The following is a 13,965-nucleotide window of genomic DNA, read 5'->3' as shown; positions in this document are numbered from 1 at the left end:
TCTGTTACTGTATTTCTTTTTCCAGATAAAGGTACCGGTTATCCGTTTTCAAACTCTCAGAAGCTACTGAATAGGGAGCGATCTTATCTTTATTAAATTTAAAGATCAGCTTTTTATCCATCAGGGAAATGCTGATAAAATCTTTGATGTCCGTGGTTTCAGAATTACTTCTGGGTTCATTGATATAAAACTGATCAAGCAGCTTCTCATTTTTGACTACTACGGCGTAATACCATGCGGTTCCTATATCAGCCTGTCCTTCGATCATGATAATTTCTGTTGCTTTATCCTTACTGGACTGATACGAGTACACCGAAAATCCCGGTCCTTCAAAATCCGAAAAATCGATATGGGTTATTTTCTTATTTCTTTTAAAGATATCAAAACCACCATCTTTCGTATCTGTAAGTCTGGTTGTTTTGTGTACGAAAGAGTTTTCTTTATGATTAAAGGTAAAGGCACCTATGGCATCGAAAGAAATTTCCTTTAATTTATTTCCATACGAACTTCCGCCTGAACGTTCAGAAAATTTCACCTCAGACAGCTGACTGTTGTACAATAAGCTCCAAAGGAATAATCCAAATAAAAAAAATACTTTTAAAAACCTGTGCATGATATCTTATCTACTGTTCACTATTTATTCTGTTGACCTGATTATTTCTGTTTTCACCTATGATCTTGCATTTTTCACGGTTTCCTGAGCCGGCTGGTCTATCGCCGTCAATCTCACAAAATAAGCCGGATTATATCGGTTTTGAAGACCTGTTCCGTTTCCTGTAGCTTTCATGGCTACTTCAAAATGAAGATGCGGATTCGGCACTCCGCTGGCATTTCCCGAATCTCCTGAATGGGCGATCAGTTCTCCTGCCGTTACCGTCCCGCTGGTTTTTTCCGCCGATTTTAAGTGGGCATACCGGAGGTAAAATTTTTCTGCATTGATATCAAATCCGGTTCCACTTTCCACTTCAGCGGTAAATTCATGAGTATAGGCCCTTTTTGCATTCCGCAGATCTTCCCCGCTAACTTCCAGAACCAGTACATTGCCGTATCCGTTGGCTCCTTCGTTGCTGTAACTTACAATAGTCCCGTCAAGACAGGCTTTACACGGCGTGTCCACATCTGCAAAAATATCTAGTCCCTGATGGTTTTTCGGAACGGCTACTCCATTTTCTATTTTAGTTCTTACCGGTCCGAAAGCACCATTCTGCTCCTTATGTGCTCCTGATGAGTTATAATAAGTCCTCTGGGGATTATCGATAGGATCATGCCATGTAGAGTCGCTTTCTACGGGAGAACAGGAATTTACTTTAAATACATCAATTCCTTTTTCGAAATATTCTTTGGCTTTTTTCCAGCCAGCTGTTCCTCCATTGACGGTTCTTCTTATTTTTTTGATGTTATCATCGGTAGACACTTTTATGGTATCTGCAGTTTTCCAGACTTCCACGCTTTCCCAGTAAGCAATGGCAGAGAGCACCGCATACTTGGCTTCTTTTACTTTGTCGGGATTGGCTTCAAGATCAATATATTCGTCAGGGAAAATCTCCTTTAAATAGGTGGACGCCTGTTTATAATTTCCACGACCGGTTAACTGCTTCAGGCCGCGCCCTCTGAAAGTATATCCGTCGCCACTCGCTTCATTCCCGTTTCCGTTTCCAAAACCATTTTCCGCGGCATATAAAAAGCTAAGTAATTTTTTCTGAGGTCTTTCTGCACAATATTCATTGATCTTCCCCTGACTGCTCAGTTTCGTCGCTCTTTCCCCAAATAAACTTGCCGTAATATTGGAGGCACCATAGGGAACGGCATCGGTTTCCACCATCCAGTCGGGATTTATTCCTGATGTTTCAGCGCCTACCTGAGCGAAGAAATGGGCTTTCCGCAAGCAGGTATCAATATGAATATCTTTTCCGGAATCGAAAATGTATTTGTTCAGATTATCGACGATTTCCTGTCTGAAAGCCTTGTGGTTCGGAAGTACGCCAAATAAAGACTCAATCTGTTCCAGCGTGATTTTCTCTTTACACCTCGGGCATTTTTTTCCGATTTCAAAATAGGCACCTTCCTTTTTGAGGAATTCGCCCTCATGTTTTTTAAGGTTTCCCTGACAGTCTGCTTTAAGCCACAGAAATTCGGTGACACTTTTATAAACATCAAAGGTTACCTGCTCGTCTTTATTGTAAACCTGTTTCGTTAAAGCAGCCTCAATGGTTTCTACCTTCGCAAACTTTTTCTGCTCAGTCAGTTCGGCTTTGATTTTATTTAAAATAATCCCGGCAATCCTCTTTTTCTGTGCTTCGGTTCCCGTATTATTTCCGTTACCTCCAAAGGTGTAAGTATGTGTTCCGTCTTTGATCCCACTCAGTTTATCCTGCCAGGCTTTCAAAGTGTCGTCAGATTTCGGACGAAGTTTAATCTTCACTTTTGCAATACCGTTCTGGGCAGTGGCCTTTAATGTTGTGAGCTCATTTCCGTTTTCTTTTGCTTCCAATACCGGAAGGTTTGCATCTTTCTCTACGAGAATAGGCTCTTTTTCGCGTATGTTAATGTTTACTTCCTTACCGTCCAGCAACATCGTGGTGGCTACTATATAAACCTCATCTTCCAGTGGAGCATTGTTGATTCTTACATAAGCCGGCCCGAGTTTATGGAGGGCAAAAGAGACAGATTCTCCTTTCGCGTAGGATGTTTTGGTAAATGCTGCTTTTATTGTTTCAAGTTTAGCATATTTTTTATCTTTTTTCACTGAAGCATCTACCTTCGTTTTAATGATATTGGCTACACTGTCTTTGTTGATATTATTGTTATTGCCTTGAAAAGTATACGTATGCTGCCCGTCGGGCTCGTCCGTTTGTACGGTAAACTCTTCTTTGGCAAAATAAGCATCAAGAAGGCTTTCCGTTTTCAGTTCTTCCACCACACTGGTACTTTTTCCTTCAGGAGCCTGCTGAGTAGGGGTTTGCTCAGGTTCTACCGTTCCCTTTGCTTCCTGATAGTCAACCGGTTTTTCAGCAGCGGGATCTCCGATTCCGTTTTCTTCTTTTTTAGAAGCAGGTTTTTCGGTAGCTGATTCTTCCGGTTGTACAGTCGGGTTATTATCCGGGGAAGGTGCGGGATGCTGTGCCGGTTCTGCTGTTCCAGGCCGGGCGGGTCCTCTGTATTCCGGATTCTGAACGTCTATATTGTTCGTTGCATGCTTTCTGTTTTCATAATATTCTACGGTGACATAAAACTCCAGTTTCTGAGGCTCTCTTTCCCCGTTCACTGCTTTTTGCATCAGTGCTTTTGTCAGTATAAATTCGGCTGTGGCAGTCCCGTTACTTTCAACAACGGCCTGTTTACTGTCCACAAATAAATTTCCTGTATTATGACCATTGCCTGCTGCACTGTCTTCCCAAAGTGTAAATAATAATTTTTCACCTCTGAGGTTAACACATTGAGCTTTAGCAATTAATTTTTCATGATAACTGAACACTGTTCCTACGGAATCGTCGCTATAAAGCAGTTCTACTTTATTGATTTTCGGAACACCTGCCGGTACGGGGTTAATATCGATCGTGGAAGGGCCCTGGCCTTCCGAAGAATGAAGATAGGCCTCCAGGCGATAGGTATGCTTTGAAGCTACTTCTCCGAATGTAAAATCTCCGCTTCCTACTTTCTTGATATTAGTGGTGGTATAGCTTCCGTTGAAACGTCTTTTAAACAGTTCCCAGGTTACCATAGCCGGATTTTTTTTAGTTTGGGGAGTTGCCGGATACCATTCCTCAATAGTATAGGATGTCTGCTCACCCACTTTCGGATGAGGATTTCCGGTAATTCTTGAAACGCCCTGTTTTGACATAGAGAAAATGATTAAAGGTTAATAAGCATCTATTTCACTTTCTTCCACAAGCTCTTTAAAGTCCTGCATTTTTACCAGCGGGCTGATGTGCTGTACGGTTTTATTGTCTGCTGCTTTCACATTCTGTTTGCTCAGTTGTCCGCGCTGTCCATGATCATTAATGGTGATCAGACCGCCAATACAGCATTGCAGTTCTGAGATCTCAGTAACGATACTCTTTCCTAAAATATTAACTTTATTATACGTTTTCTGCCATTTTCCTGCCGGTGCGTAAGTACAGGGTAAATATCCGCCGGGAGTGGGCTTCAGTTTGCACAAACCAAAACTGGGCCCGGGAGGATTAAACTGCAGATCATCTTCCGTTACGGCCAGGAAATCTGCTTTACCATCGGAATCATTCCAGTAATGATGCTGATGGGAGGTCACTTTATGCTGTGGCAACTGATCACCCTGATTGCACTGGGCTTTGCCTTTCTGAACGACAAAATGCTTTCCGTCGTGAGGAGATGATTGGGTAGACATACTTTACAATTTGGTATCATAAAGATAAAAAAATTACATTAAAAAATAAAAAAAGCAGAAATAAATTTCTGCTTTTCAATATTATAGATGATTAATGTTTGGTATACTGGGGTTCTTCAACGGGTAGCATTGTAGGCATGAAGTACTCGTTAAGCCAGTAAAAGGTCTGCCCGTTCTGCTGAATTTTCACCGCCGGATCATTTCTGTGGTTCAACATTCTCTCTGAAAGATTTTTATAATTTCGGAAATAGGTCCTTACGGTTTCATTGGTTACAATCTTAGATTTTTTCCAGCCTTTCAGTTTGTATTTGGACATCAGCTCCTCTTCGGAATTATCAAATCCTGTACTTACTCCTACCGAATAAGACATCGGCTGCTCATACAGATCACTTTTATCCAGGAATTTAATGGTGGGATTGTATTTCTTAAGAAGATTTACATATTCTCTCACGGCTCTGGACTGGCTGAAGTCTGCTCTTTCAGCACCTGTTTTCATGTATACTTCGGTGTAGAAGGCTTTTAAATTATCATATTCTGTTTCAGAAATTAAGATTCCTTTTTCCAATCCCGGTTTGAAATCTTTCAGTTCCTGCGGAATATATCCTTTTGCCAGAAATGGGTTTCCATAATTGATCAGCTGGGCCGCAATGCCTGCCGGAACAGGATTGGTAAGTCCCGGATACAGATATTTGTATTTCACATCTACATCTGTTCTTCCCGCTCCTACCGAAGAGTGGAAAGATTTGTTCAGGGATTTATCCAGTGTTTCATTATCCAGCGTCACCTGTGCAATTAAACTGTCAACAGATTTTTTAAGATATCCCGGAGTTCCGATATCTCCTTTTTTAGGAAAGATCACAAAGCCCTGAGACATGCTCTGTTTAGGATAATCTAATGAGAAGAATCCGGCATCACCTTCAATAAGACTGAAGTTATTTTTGGTCAGCACATCATTCTGATCGATAATTTTCTGCTTCTTCAGTTCTGCAATATTTTTTGCTGTATTGGTGACTACATTTTCAGAAAGCAATACAAAATCATTATAGGTATCAGACGATCTCGCATTGGTCTGAAACATAATGATTCTTGCCTGGGCCTGTGTCAGTGAATTGATCACACCGTACATATTCCCGCTCTGGCTGGAAGATGTTCCTACCGTAACCACAATATTGGTTTCATCCGGAACGTTGGAAAGGAGATTCCCGGCAGCCATCAGCCCTTCATTTACCGGCTGGTTTCCGATATTGCTGGGACAGTTCATTTCATTGGTCTTCTGGTCAATGAACGTTGTGATTTTACTGTAATCTGTGCTTAAGTCAGATACTGCAACATTGTCTCCACACGAATTATTTTTATATAAGACCACTCCGTATTTTACGGTATTAAAATAAGAAGGTTTCTCAAATTTCAGCTGAAGATCCTGAAGCAACGACTTTACAATAGGAGCATATGGTGCATTCTGAGCACTGATATCCAGAGCAAAAACAATATTTATTTTTTTATTTCTATCGGTAATTTCTCTGTAACGGTCAAAATAAATAGGTTCTCCCAGTACATTGAAAACATAATTTTTACTGTAATCTAAAACATTCGTGAAATATTTTGTCTTAGAATCAGGAGTGGGTGCTTCATTCAGGGGTAAACTTATCGGATAAATATTTTCAAGAGGAGATCTTTTATTCACATCGGTCAGAAGAACAGCCGTCCTGTTGTCCGTATTATTCCCTCCCGGATGCCCTTCATGAATTCCTAATGCTGATTCTGAAATTCCTGTGGTATTTTTCATTTTAACCGCAGAACGTTCGCCCCAGGCTGAAATAACGTTGGAACTCACCCATCCGTACAGACTTGTACTGATGCTGTCGATATCAACAGAAGGTTTCTTCCCGACCAGAAATCTTTTGTTATTTTCTGCCTGTTTATATACATACACCATCTGTCCGTTAGGAATCTTTACGTCTGCCTGCTCGATCAGACTTGGAGAATTGAACACCATGATCGAATCATTTTTGTAATATCTCTCAGAACTTCTGATCACTTCACTGTTATTCGGAAGTACTGCGACCCTTACAGGGAAGCCTGTCTTTTCGCTTTTTAAGGAATTACTCCAAAGCAGCAGGTCGGATTCCGGAATCCAGCCGTAGGTTTTAATTGATTTTGAAGAAACTTTTTTCATTAAAGCATCAGGAACATATTCTGCTACTTTCACCATCCCGTCCCTGTGTTTCAAAACCATCAGCGGTTCTAAAAATTTAACTTCCTTATATGATTTTTCATCACTTTTATCGAGATAAGCCGTATTTCTGGACCGGTCTGATATCGCAATCCATGGAACCGATTTTTTCGGAAAGCCGTTGACAACAGGTGAATTATCAACCTGGCCATACTGTGACGGCTCAGGCGTTTTCTTGGAAGGCAGCCTGACCTGGCAACCCGTTAACAGTACCGAAACTCCTATGTAATATGCTGCTAGAGGAAATTTATTTTTCATCCTTATTTCTTTTATGATTGGTGTGCCCGAAAATGAGCCGACAGATTATTTACTTTGATTGATATCTACTTTGGTGACACAGTTCTGTGCATCGTCAAAATTTACTTTTACGGTCTGAATGACATTATTTTTATCAAACTGAAGCCCTGCACAATACATATAGAAGTTGTTGGCTTTGCTGTCATTAACTTTGACTACTGTGTTTTCATTGTTACACAGATACGTTCTCAGTAAATAATTGTAATGGGTATTGAAACTGTTCCCGTTGGCAATCTGCTGCAGGTGATATTTAAAATCGTTATCAATTTTCGCGTAGGCATCTTCCACACTTACTTCTTCTTCCATGGCGTCATAGGCCGGAAGAATTTTGATATGGTGCAGTATAGGTTCTTTTCCCTCATCCGTAAACAAGGTTACCACATAATCGCCCGGTTTTTTATATGAATAAATGGCCATCTTGTCTTTGGAATCTATATTTCCTGTTTCCCCAAACTTCCATGTAAACTGTTTAGCCTCAGAAATCGCACGAAACTGCACATTAATGAACTGCATAGCCTGGGAAGGACCATCAATCGTGGTTTTGATTTTCATCGTATCCTTCGGCTTCGGAAGACTTCTTGCAGAAACCATTACGGGAAATGATTTAGAATACTTGCTGTCCACAATTAAGGTTACCTGATAATATCCCGGTTTATTGTAAAAATGAATTCCGCTGCTTTTGTCTGATGTGGTACCATCCCCGAAGTTCCATCTTTTGGTTTTTGCAAATTGTGTTTTGTCTTCGAATAAAAGGGTATCTCCCACAGCCACCGAAGACGGATAGACAACTCCTACAATATCATCGGCTGAGTGGATGACTTTCTTCTGCAGCCACAATACGACCAAAGCTGCAATGAGCAGCGTCGCAATGACACCGATAATAATGTTTTTCCTGTTCTTTTGAAAGTAATTCATAGTTAATGATTGTGTGATGTGTTTTATTTCTTTAATTCTCTTAATCTGATTATTGGCTTCTGGCTTTCAGAGCATTCTCACGCTGGAACAGCTGGCTTTTCTTTTCTTTAAAACCTATCGAGCAATCTTCAAACTGTTTTTCGAGTTTCTTGATATTCTCTGTTTTACTTGAAATGATCTTCTTATCATCGAAGTACATTTTATAAAAATTGGCAATCTGAGGATAAGCTTCCTTTCTGATGTCCAGTGTATTATTATTTGCATAATAATTGGCTACATCATTAATTCCGTTCATAATCCGGTCTTCTTCAAAAGGAGAAGGGGGCTCATCGGTAAGCCTCCTGATCTGTGAGAACGTACTGTCTAATAATTTATAGGTAAATTTCTGCTGCTGATCAAATTTTGATTTTTCCTCAAGATTCCGGATAGAAATTACATCTTCGTCAGAAAATGGTGATTCAAATCCTTTTAAAAAGATTACACTTAAAAAAACAATGGCGGCGGCAAGCATTAATATTAAATAAATAAACTGGTAATGCTTTTCTTTTTTTGATAACGAAATGTGTCCCTGCATAACTTGTGTTTTTTATTTTCTTCTTCTGCTTCCGGTAAATTTTCTGGTAGGGTCTACCTTCAGTTCACTATTGGCAATTCCGATTTTCCCCCGGCATTCGCTGACATCTCTTAAAGCAATCTGCTCTTTGTACGATACGCCTACGATCTGGTTTTTCAGGGCCAGCATTGGCTCTATATGTTTCATTAAAATAGAGTAATGCTTAAAATTATCCACGCTGTCTTTACCCATGATGTTTTTGGCATCCTGAACATTATCGAGAATATAATTTTTGAGAATAATATCATTATTGACCTTGCCGATGTCCAGCTGATCCATCCTGTAGAAAATACTGTCTACATGGGTTCTGAGAAGATCGCCCCGGGTGAGCAACTCTCTATAAGCATCCGCTTCCTTCTTAATTCCCTCTCTCTGAGTATCATAACTCTTAAAGAAAAAGAAAACGCAGCAAAAAGAAACTGCCGATAAAACGATAAATGATAGAACAAATTTCCAAATGCCTATCCTGACGTCCGATTTATTTAATTTTTTCTCCCTGTTCGAAGACATACGATTGTGATTTGTTTGGCCTGTGAAATTATAAAAAAATAACTTATTCACAAAATTTAACTTTTTAAATCAATTGGCACTACAATGTTAATTAATTTATGATTAATTTTTAATATCACCAGATTTTCATACCTTAGGACTCTAAAAATTTTAAATATCACACGCCAAATCGATATTAAAAATGAGTAAATCATTAACTAATACTGTGAGATTTTCTATTGCTGACAGTGATTTTTATTTTAAAAAAATAATGATCCGGACACTTACTGAAAATCCGTTCTTCATGCTTTTAAATGACTGTAATAACGGTCACGAGCTTATCAGCCGAAATTACAGAAGGCAGGAAGATGTTTTCATCATTGAACTTTTCATGCCTGTCCTCAGCGGAATCGAAGCTATTAAATACATCAGAAAAAACAATCCTGAAACTCCTGTCATCACTTATTCAAGCACCTACCAGGAAGATATGGCGGAAATTCTTTCTAAACTGCCCAATATTTATTACTGTCAGAAAAAAAGTAATATTATCAAAGATATTATTAAGGGAAAAATTGCATCCGACACCTTCGATTATACAGCTTATACTAAAGAATGGGAACAACAGCCGCTGGCTGTACAGGATTATATGGAAAGGCAGAAAAAAAGCCAGGAAGAGCTGTCTTCTACTGAAATCCAGCTTATGAAATTCTGTTACGAAGGCTTCAGCAATAAAGAAATCGGAGAAAAACTGAACCTGAGTACCAGGACGATAGATACCTATATCAACAGGCTTACCGAAAAGCTCGGACTGAAAACAAAACTGCATCTCATCCGCTTCTGCGTAGAGAATGGATATTACAATTCCAGCATGTAAAGTGATTTAATATTAGATGAACAAAGATTAAACACTAATATCTCAACATTTTAAATAAAAATAATTTGCCACTAATTTGCTAGTATTCAATTTTTTTAACTAAATTTGCACACCTAAAATTTAAAATTAAAAAAGGAAATGACAAAGGCAGAATTGGTAAACACCATCTCAAATAAGTTGGGAACAGAAAAGAATGAAACACAGAAAGTTGTAGAAGCTTTTATGCAGGAGATCAGGACTTCTATGTATAATGGGGATAACGTTTATTTAAGAGGTTTTGGTTCTTTTATCATTAAAACGAGAGCTGCTAAAACGGGAAGAAATATTTCTAAGAACACTGCGATTGAGATTCCTGCTCATAACATTCCTGCTTTCAAACCTTCAAAATCTTTTGTTGAGAAAGTAAAAACAAAAGTTGCAGTAAAATAAAAATTAACTGAATATTAACTAGTTACTAAAAATTAAAATTATGCCAAGCGGAAAGAAAAGAAAAAGACACAAGGTTGCAACACACAAGAGAAAGAAAAGAAGAAGAGCGAACAGACATAAGAAAAAATAATCTCTTTTTCTCGAGATTTACAATATAATAATATAGTTGGTGATTTTAAAATTTTAAAAGCTCACCGGCTATATTTTTGTTTTGCAACTATAGGATTCCGTGGATATAAAGCGTTTTTTAAAGATTTTTTTTTAAGAAATCATGAATGTTTTAATTTAATTCTTAATTTTAAGATTCATTCAATAATAAAAAAACAATGCTTATTTCCTTTAATCTTAACAATTACCTTATAACAAAATGAAGAAAGAACTAATAGTTTCGCATGAGGATGATCTTACAAAGATTGTATTGCTGGAAGACGGAAGACTATGTGAACTTCATGAGCAAGAGGACAAAAGCGAATTTATAGTTGGAGATTTGTTTGTTGGAAAAGTAAAAAAACTGGCCCCTAACCTTAATGCCGCATTCGTAAATATAGGATATGAGAAGGATGCATTCCTGCATTATCAGGATCTGGGACCACAATACCTTACTTACCGTAAATTTCTGAAAGATACGATTTCTAAAAAACAAAGCTCCTCAAGCTTAAAAAATTTCGAAATACAACCCGAAATAGACAAAAATGGAACAGTAGACAAAGTAGTCGCTAAAGATGATCTTGTTTTGCTGCAAATTACCAAAGAACCTATTTCTACAAAGGGACCCCGAATTTCTACTCAGGTTTCTTTAACAGGCCGTTTTTTGGTACTGATACCTTTCGATAACAAAGTTTCAATTTCTAAAAAAGTTAAAAGTTTCGAAGAAAAAGAAAGACTGAGAACACTTATTGAAAGTATTAAGCCTGAAGGGTTCGGAGTCATCATCAGAACCGTAGCCGAAGGTAAAAAAGTAGCCGATCTTCATAATGACATGAATCAGCTGATCCAGAAATGGGAAACTACTTTTAAAAACATTCAGAAGAATAAAGTTCCGGCCCGGGTTTTAAGCGAAGAAGACAAAGCTTCAGCTATTTTACGAGACAATTTCAACCAGGATTTCGTCAGCATTACATGCGATGATGAGCAAATGGTGGAAGAAATGAAAAATTATGTGGAAGTTATTGCTCCGGAAAGAAAAAATATTGTCCATTTTTATAATTCCCACATTCCTCTACTCGAATATTACAACGTTGAAAAACAGCTTAAACAAAGCTTTGGAAAACACGTTAATATTCCAAGTTCCAAAGGTGCTTATCTGGTCATAGAACACACAGAAGCCCTTCACGTCGTAGACGTCAACTCCGGCAACAACATTACAGCCGGAAATACCGCCAATAAAGAGCATGCATTACATGTGAACAAAATGGCATCCACAGAGATCGCCAGACAGCTGCGTCTCCGTGATATGGGAGGGATTATCGTGATCGATTTTATCGACATGCCCAATCCTGAACACCGAAGAGATCTGTTCGAACATCTTAAAGAAGAAATGAAACGTGATAAAGCACGTCACAAGATTCTTCCGCCAAGCAAGTTCGGATTGATACAAATTACCAGACAGAGAAACCGTCCGGAAAAACAGATCGAAACCAAAGAAGAAAACCCTAATAAAGACGGAGAAATCGTTGCTCCGATCGTTATTGTGGAAAGAATGGGAGAAACCCTCAGAACAATTATGCAGAAGGAGAAAGGAAAACTGTACCTGCATGTTCATCCTTTCGTGGAAGCATTCCTGACCAAAGGGATCAACAGCATCCAGATGAAATGGTTTGTTAAATACAAAAAATGGGTAACCATCATTCCCAGGGATTCTTTTAAATATTTAGAATATAGAATTTATAATGCCAACAAAGAAGAGCTGATTGGATATTCTAATTAAGACAAAATTAGGAGGCCGTTTTCACAACCAGTGAAAACGGCCTTTTTTATACATTTTTCTTCTGCCTCTTCTGTGAATAGTATCTGCAAATCTATTCTTATCAAAAAGATAATAGAAAATACAGAGAGACATACTGTATCCGTATTACAGACCTTATAAATTACTTACCAATCTATCCTGATCATTCAGCAGTACGGATTTAATAAAAAAATAACTTTATTATCGACTAAAACCATTAAAATTTCTAATTAACAAAAGCAGCAAAACAATGATGAATCTAGATTTACATATAGTGAATTATGATTAATTAACATTTTGCGCGCTTCTTTTCTTCGGGATATATTCTTAAATTTGAGGTATGAGTTTTGGAAAAGATTTATTACGAAAAATAAAAACCACGGAATTGCCCGGGATAAATGCTCATGGAGTATTTTCACCACCCTCGCGTCCCGTCTTCACCTATGATGAGGTTTTGAAGAAGAATCCAAAATTTGCTGCCGTGAATATAGTTTTGTATCTGAAAAATGACGAGTGGCATTTTCCGCTGATCCAGAGAACGATTAACGAACACGACAGACACAGTGGCCAGATCTCTTTACCTGGCGGAAAACGCGAAGAACTGGATCAGGATTTTGCAGAAACTGCGGTCCGTGAAACTTCAGAAGAAATCGGTATAGAAAAACATTATGTGAGAATGATCAGGGAATTGTCACCGATCTATATTCCTCCGAGTAATTTTTATGTGTACCCCTACATTTCGTACACTAAAAAAAATCCCGAATTCATTTTACAGCAAAGCGAAGCGGTAGAAGTAATCGAATTTCCAGTTACCTCTTTCCTAAATCTTCCGGATCAGCCTGAAATGATGGCGCTTCCGAGCGCTGCAGGCCATGAGGTACCGGTTATTAATTTCAACGGATACATCATCTGGGGTGCCACAGCAATGATTTTAAGCGAATTCAGCCAGTTGCTGAAAAAAATGTAACTTTGCACTATCGTGTTTAATTGAGAGATGGCGAAGAAAAATATTTTCACTGATGCATTCGGTACACCCTATTTTTTTAAGAGGGTAATTATTTTTATTTTAGGATTTGTGTCTTACAGAAGATTCAACGGCTTTAATAAATTGAAAATAACAGGTACTGAGCACCTCGTGGATCTTCCGGATTCCAATGTGTTATTTGTATCCAACCACCAGACCTACTTTGCTGATGTTGCGGCCATGTATCATGCATTCTGTGCTGTGAATAACGGATACCTGAATACGATCAAAAACCCGATTTACCTGCTCAATCCAAAGATCGATTTTTATTATGTAGCAGCTGAAGAAACCATGAATAAAGGTATTCTTCCTAAAATTTTTAAAATTGCAGGCGCAGTAACGGTAAAGAGAACCTGGAGAGCTGAGGGTAAAAATGTCAACAGACTGGTAGACCTCACGGAGGTAGATAATATTATGAAAGCTCTGGATAACGGCTGGGTAGCCACTTTCCCTCAGGGTACCACTTCTGCTTTTGCCCAGGGAAGAAAAGGAACTGCAAAACTGGTAAAAAACCAGCGGCCGATTGTGATCCCCATTAAAATTAATGGATTCCGGAGAGCATTCGATAAAAAAGGTCTTCGTGTGAAAGTAACGGGTGTAAAACCTACCATGGAGTTTAAAGCGCCTCTGGATATCGATTACGATAAAGAAAATGCTCATGAAATCCTGTTAAAAATCATGACTGCCATAGAGCAGACAGAAGATTTTAACCTGCTGCACCAGTATGATGAAGAACTGAAAGCTAAAAAATCAGAACAAAAGGAATCAGATAATTAAAGTAAA

The 13,965-nt window shown here is 38.5% G+C and carries 12 protein-coding genes; 5 read left to right on the top strand and 7 right to left on the bottom strand.

Going from position 1 to position 13,965, the window contains the following annotated elements:
• Nucleotides 1-4: 4 nt before the first annotated feature.
• The 7 genes from ODZ84_RS19570 to tssO form a co-directional block, all read right to left on the bottom strand.
• A complete protein-coding gene (locus ODZ84_RS19570) occupies nt 5-613 on the bottom strand; it encodes a hypothetical protein (RefSeq protein WP_266174081.1) in 609 nt (202 codons plus the stop codon).
• A gap of 57 nt (nt 614-670) precedes the next feature.
• Nucleotides 671-3,841 carry a hypothetical protein gene (locus tag ODZ84_RS19565; protein WP_266174080.1) on the bottom strand — a complete coding sequence of 1,057 codons (3,171 nt, stop codon included), beginning with the start codon at nt 3,839-3,841 and terminating at the stop codon, nt 671-673.
• A gap of 18 nt (nt 3,842-3,859) precedes the next feature.
• Nucleotides 3,860-4,363, bottom strand: a complete 504-nt coding sequence (locus tag ODZ84_RS19560; protein WP_266174079.1) for a DUF4280 domain-containing protein — start codon at nt 4,361-4,363, stop codon at nt 3,860-3,862.
• Between the two features lie 91 nt (nt 4,364-4,454).
• On the bottom strand, nt 4,455-6,854 hold the full coding sequence (tssR, locus tag ODZ84_RS19555) for a type VI secretion system protein TssR domain-containing protein (RefSeq protein ID WP_266174078.1): 2,400 nt from the start codon (nt 6,852-6,854) through the stop codon (nt 4,455-4,457).
• A gap of 45 nt (nt 6,855-6,899) precedes the next feature.
• On the bottom strand, nt 6,900-7,808 hold the full coding sequence (locus tag ODZ84_RS19550; protein ID WP_266174077.1) for a PKD domain-containing protein: 909 nt from the start codon (nt 7,806-7,808) through the stop codon (nt 6,900-6,902).
• 49 nt (nt 7,809-7,857) lie between these two features.
• Complete coding sequence (locus ODZ84_RS19545) at nt 7,858-8,382, bottom strand: type VI secretion system transmembrane protein TssO (protein WP_266174075.1); 525 nt, start codon at nt 8,380-8,382, stop codon at nt 7,858-7,860.
• Nucleotides 8,383-8,394: 12 nt separating this feature from the next.
• Complete coding sequence (gene tssO / locus ODZ84_RS19540; protein WP_266174074.1) at nt 8,395-8,931, bottom strand: type VI secretion system TssO; 537 nt, start codon at nt 8,929-8,931, stop codon at nt 8,395-8,397.
• Between the two features lie 181 nt (nt 8,932-9,112).
• Between tssO and ODZ84_RS19535 the strand changes: the two genes are divergently transcribed.
• The 5 genes from ODZ84_RS19535 (at nt 9,113) to ODZ84_RS19515 (ending at nt 13,959) form a co-directional block, all read left to right on the top strand.
• Nucleotides 9,113-9,784, top strand: a complete 672-nt coding sequence (locus ODZ84_RS19535) for a response regulator transcription factor (RefSeq protein WP_266174073.1) — start codon at nt 9,113-9,115, stop codon at nt 9,782-9,784.
• A gap of 138 nt (nt 9,785-9,922) precedes the next feature.
• Entirely contained in the window at nt 9,923-10,213 is a 291-nt protein-coding gene (locus tag ODZ84_RS19530) for an HU family DNA-binding protein (protein ID WP_002984212.1), read from the top strand.
• Between the two features lie 367 nt (nt 10,214-10,580).
• Nucleotides 10,581-12,140 carry a ribonuclease E/G gene (locus tag ODZ84_RS19525; protein WP_266174065.1) on the top strand — a complete coding sequence of 520 codons (1,560 nt, stop codon included), beginning with the start codon at nt 10,581-10,583 and terminating at the stop codon, nt 12,138-12,140.
• A gap of 358 nt (nt 12,141-12,498) precedes the next feature.
• Nucleotides 12,499-13,125 (top strand): NUDIX hydrolase, encoded by a 627-nt coding sequence (locus ODZ84_RS19520; protein ID WP_266174064.1) that lies wholly within the window; start codon nt 12,499-12,501, stop codon nt 13,123-13,125.
• 27 nt (nt 13,126-13,152) lie between these two features.
• Nucleotides 13,153-13,959, top strand: coding sequence for a lysophospholipid acyltransferase family protein (locus ODZ84_RS19515; RefSeq protein WP_266174063.1), 807 nt, complete (start codon nt 13,153-13,155; stop codon nt 13,957-13,959).
• Nucleotides 13,960-13,965: the final 6 nt, after the last annotated feature.

This window comes from Chryseobacterium fluminis (genome assembly GCF_026314945.1).
In the GTDB taxonomy this organism is placed as follows: Bacteria; Bacteroidota; Bacteroidia; order Flavobacteriales; family Weeksellaceae; genus Chryseobacterium; species Chryseobacterium fluminis.
Note: the sequence above shows the minus strand (reverse complement) of the source record. Positions and strands in the feature narration are given on the sequence as shown.

Coding starts and splice junctions, on each gene's coding strand:
- tssO (WP_266174074.1), bottom strand. CDS start 8,931: ATGTCTTCGAACAGGGAGAAAAAATTAAATAAATCGGACGTCAGGATA.
- tssR (WP_266174078.1), bottom strand. CDS start 6,854: ATGAAAAATAAATTTCCTCTAGCAGCATATTACATAGGAGTTTCGGTA.
- ODZ84_RS19545 (WP_266174075.1), bottom strand. CDS start 8,382: ATGCAGGGACACATTTCGTTATCAAAAAAAGAAAAGCATTACCAGTTT.
- ODZ84_RS19570 (WP_266174081.1), bottom strand. CDS start 613: ATGCACAGGTTTTTAAAAGTATTTTTTTTATTTGGATTATTCCTTTGG.
- ODZ84_RS19525 (WP_266174065.1), top strand. CDS start 10,581: ATGAAGAAAGAACTAATAGTTTCGCATGAGGATGATCTTACAAAGATT.
- ODZ84_RS19530 (WP_002984212.1), top strand. CDS start 9,923: ATGACAAAGGCAGAATTGGTAAACACCATCTCAAATAAGTTGGGAACA.
- ODZ84_RS19520 (WP_266174064.1), top strand. CDS start 12,499: ATGAGTTTTGGAAAAGATTTATTACGAAAAATAAAAACCACGGAATTG.
- ODZ84_RS19550 (WP_266174077.1), bottom strand. CDS start 7,808: ATGAATTACTTTCAAAAGAACAGGAAAAACATTATTATCGGTGTCATT.
- ODZ84_RS19515 (WP_266174063.1), top strand. CDS start 13,153: ATGGCGAAGAAAAATATTTTCACTGATGCATTCGGTACACCCTATTTT.
- ODZ84_RS19565 (WP_266174080.1), bottom strand. CDS start 3,841: ATGTCAAAACAGGGCGTTTCAAGAATTACCGGAAATCCTCATCCGAAA.
- ODZ84_RS19560 (WP_266174079.1), bottom strand. CDS start 4,363: ATGTCTACCCAATCATCTCCTCACGACGGAAAGCATTTTGTCGTTCAG.
- ODZ84_RS19535 (WP_266174073.1), top strand. CDS start 9,113: ATGAGTAAATCATTAACTAATACTGTGAGATTTTCTATTGCTGACAGT.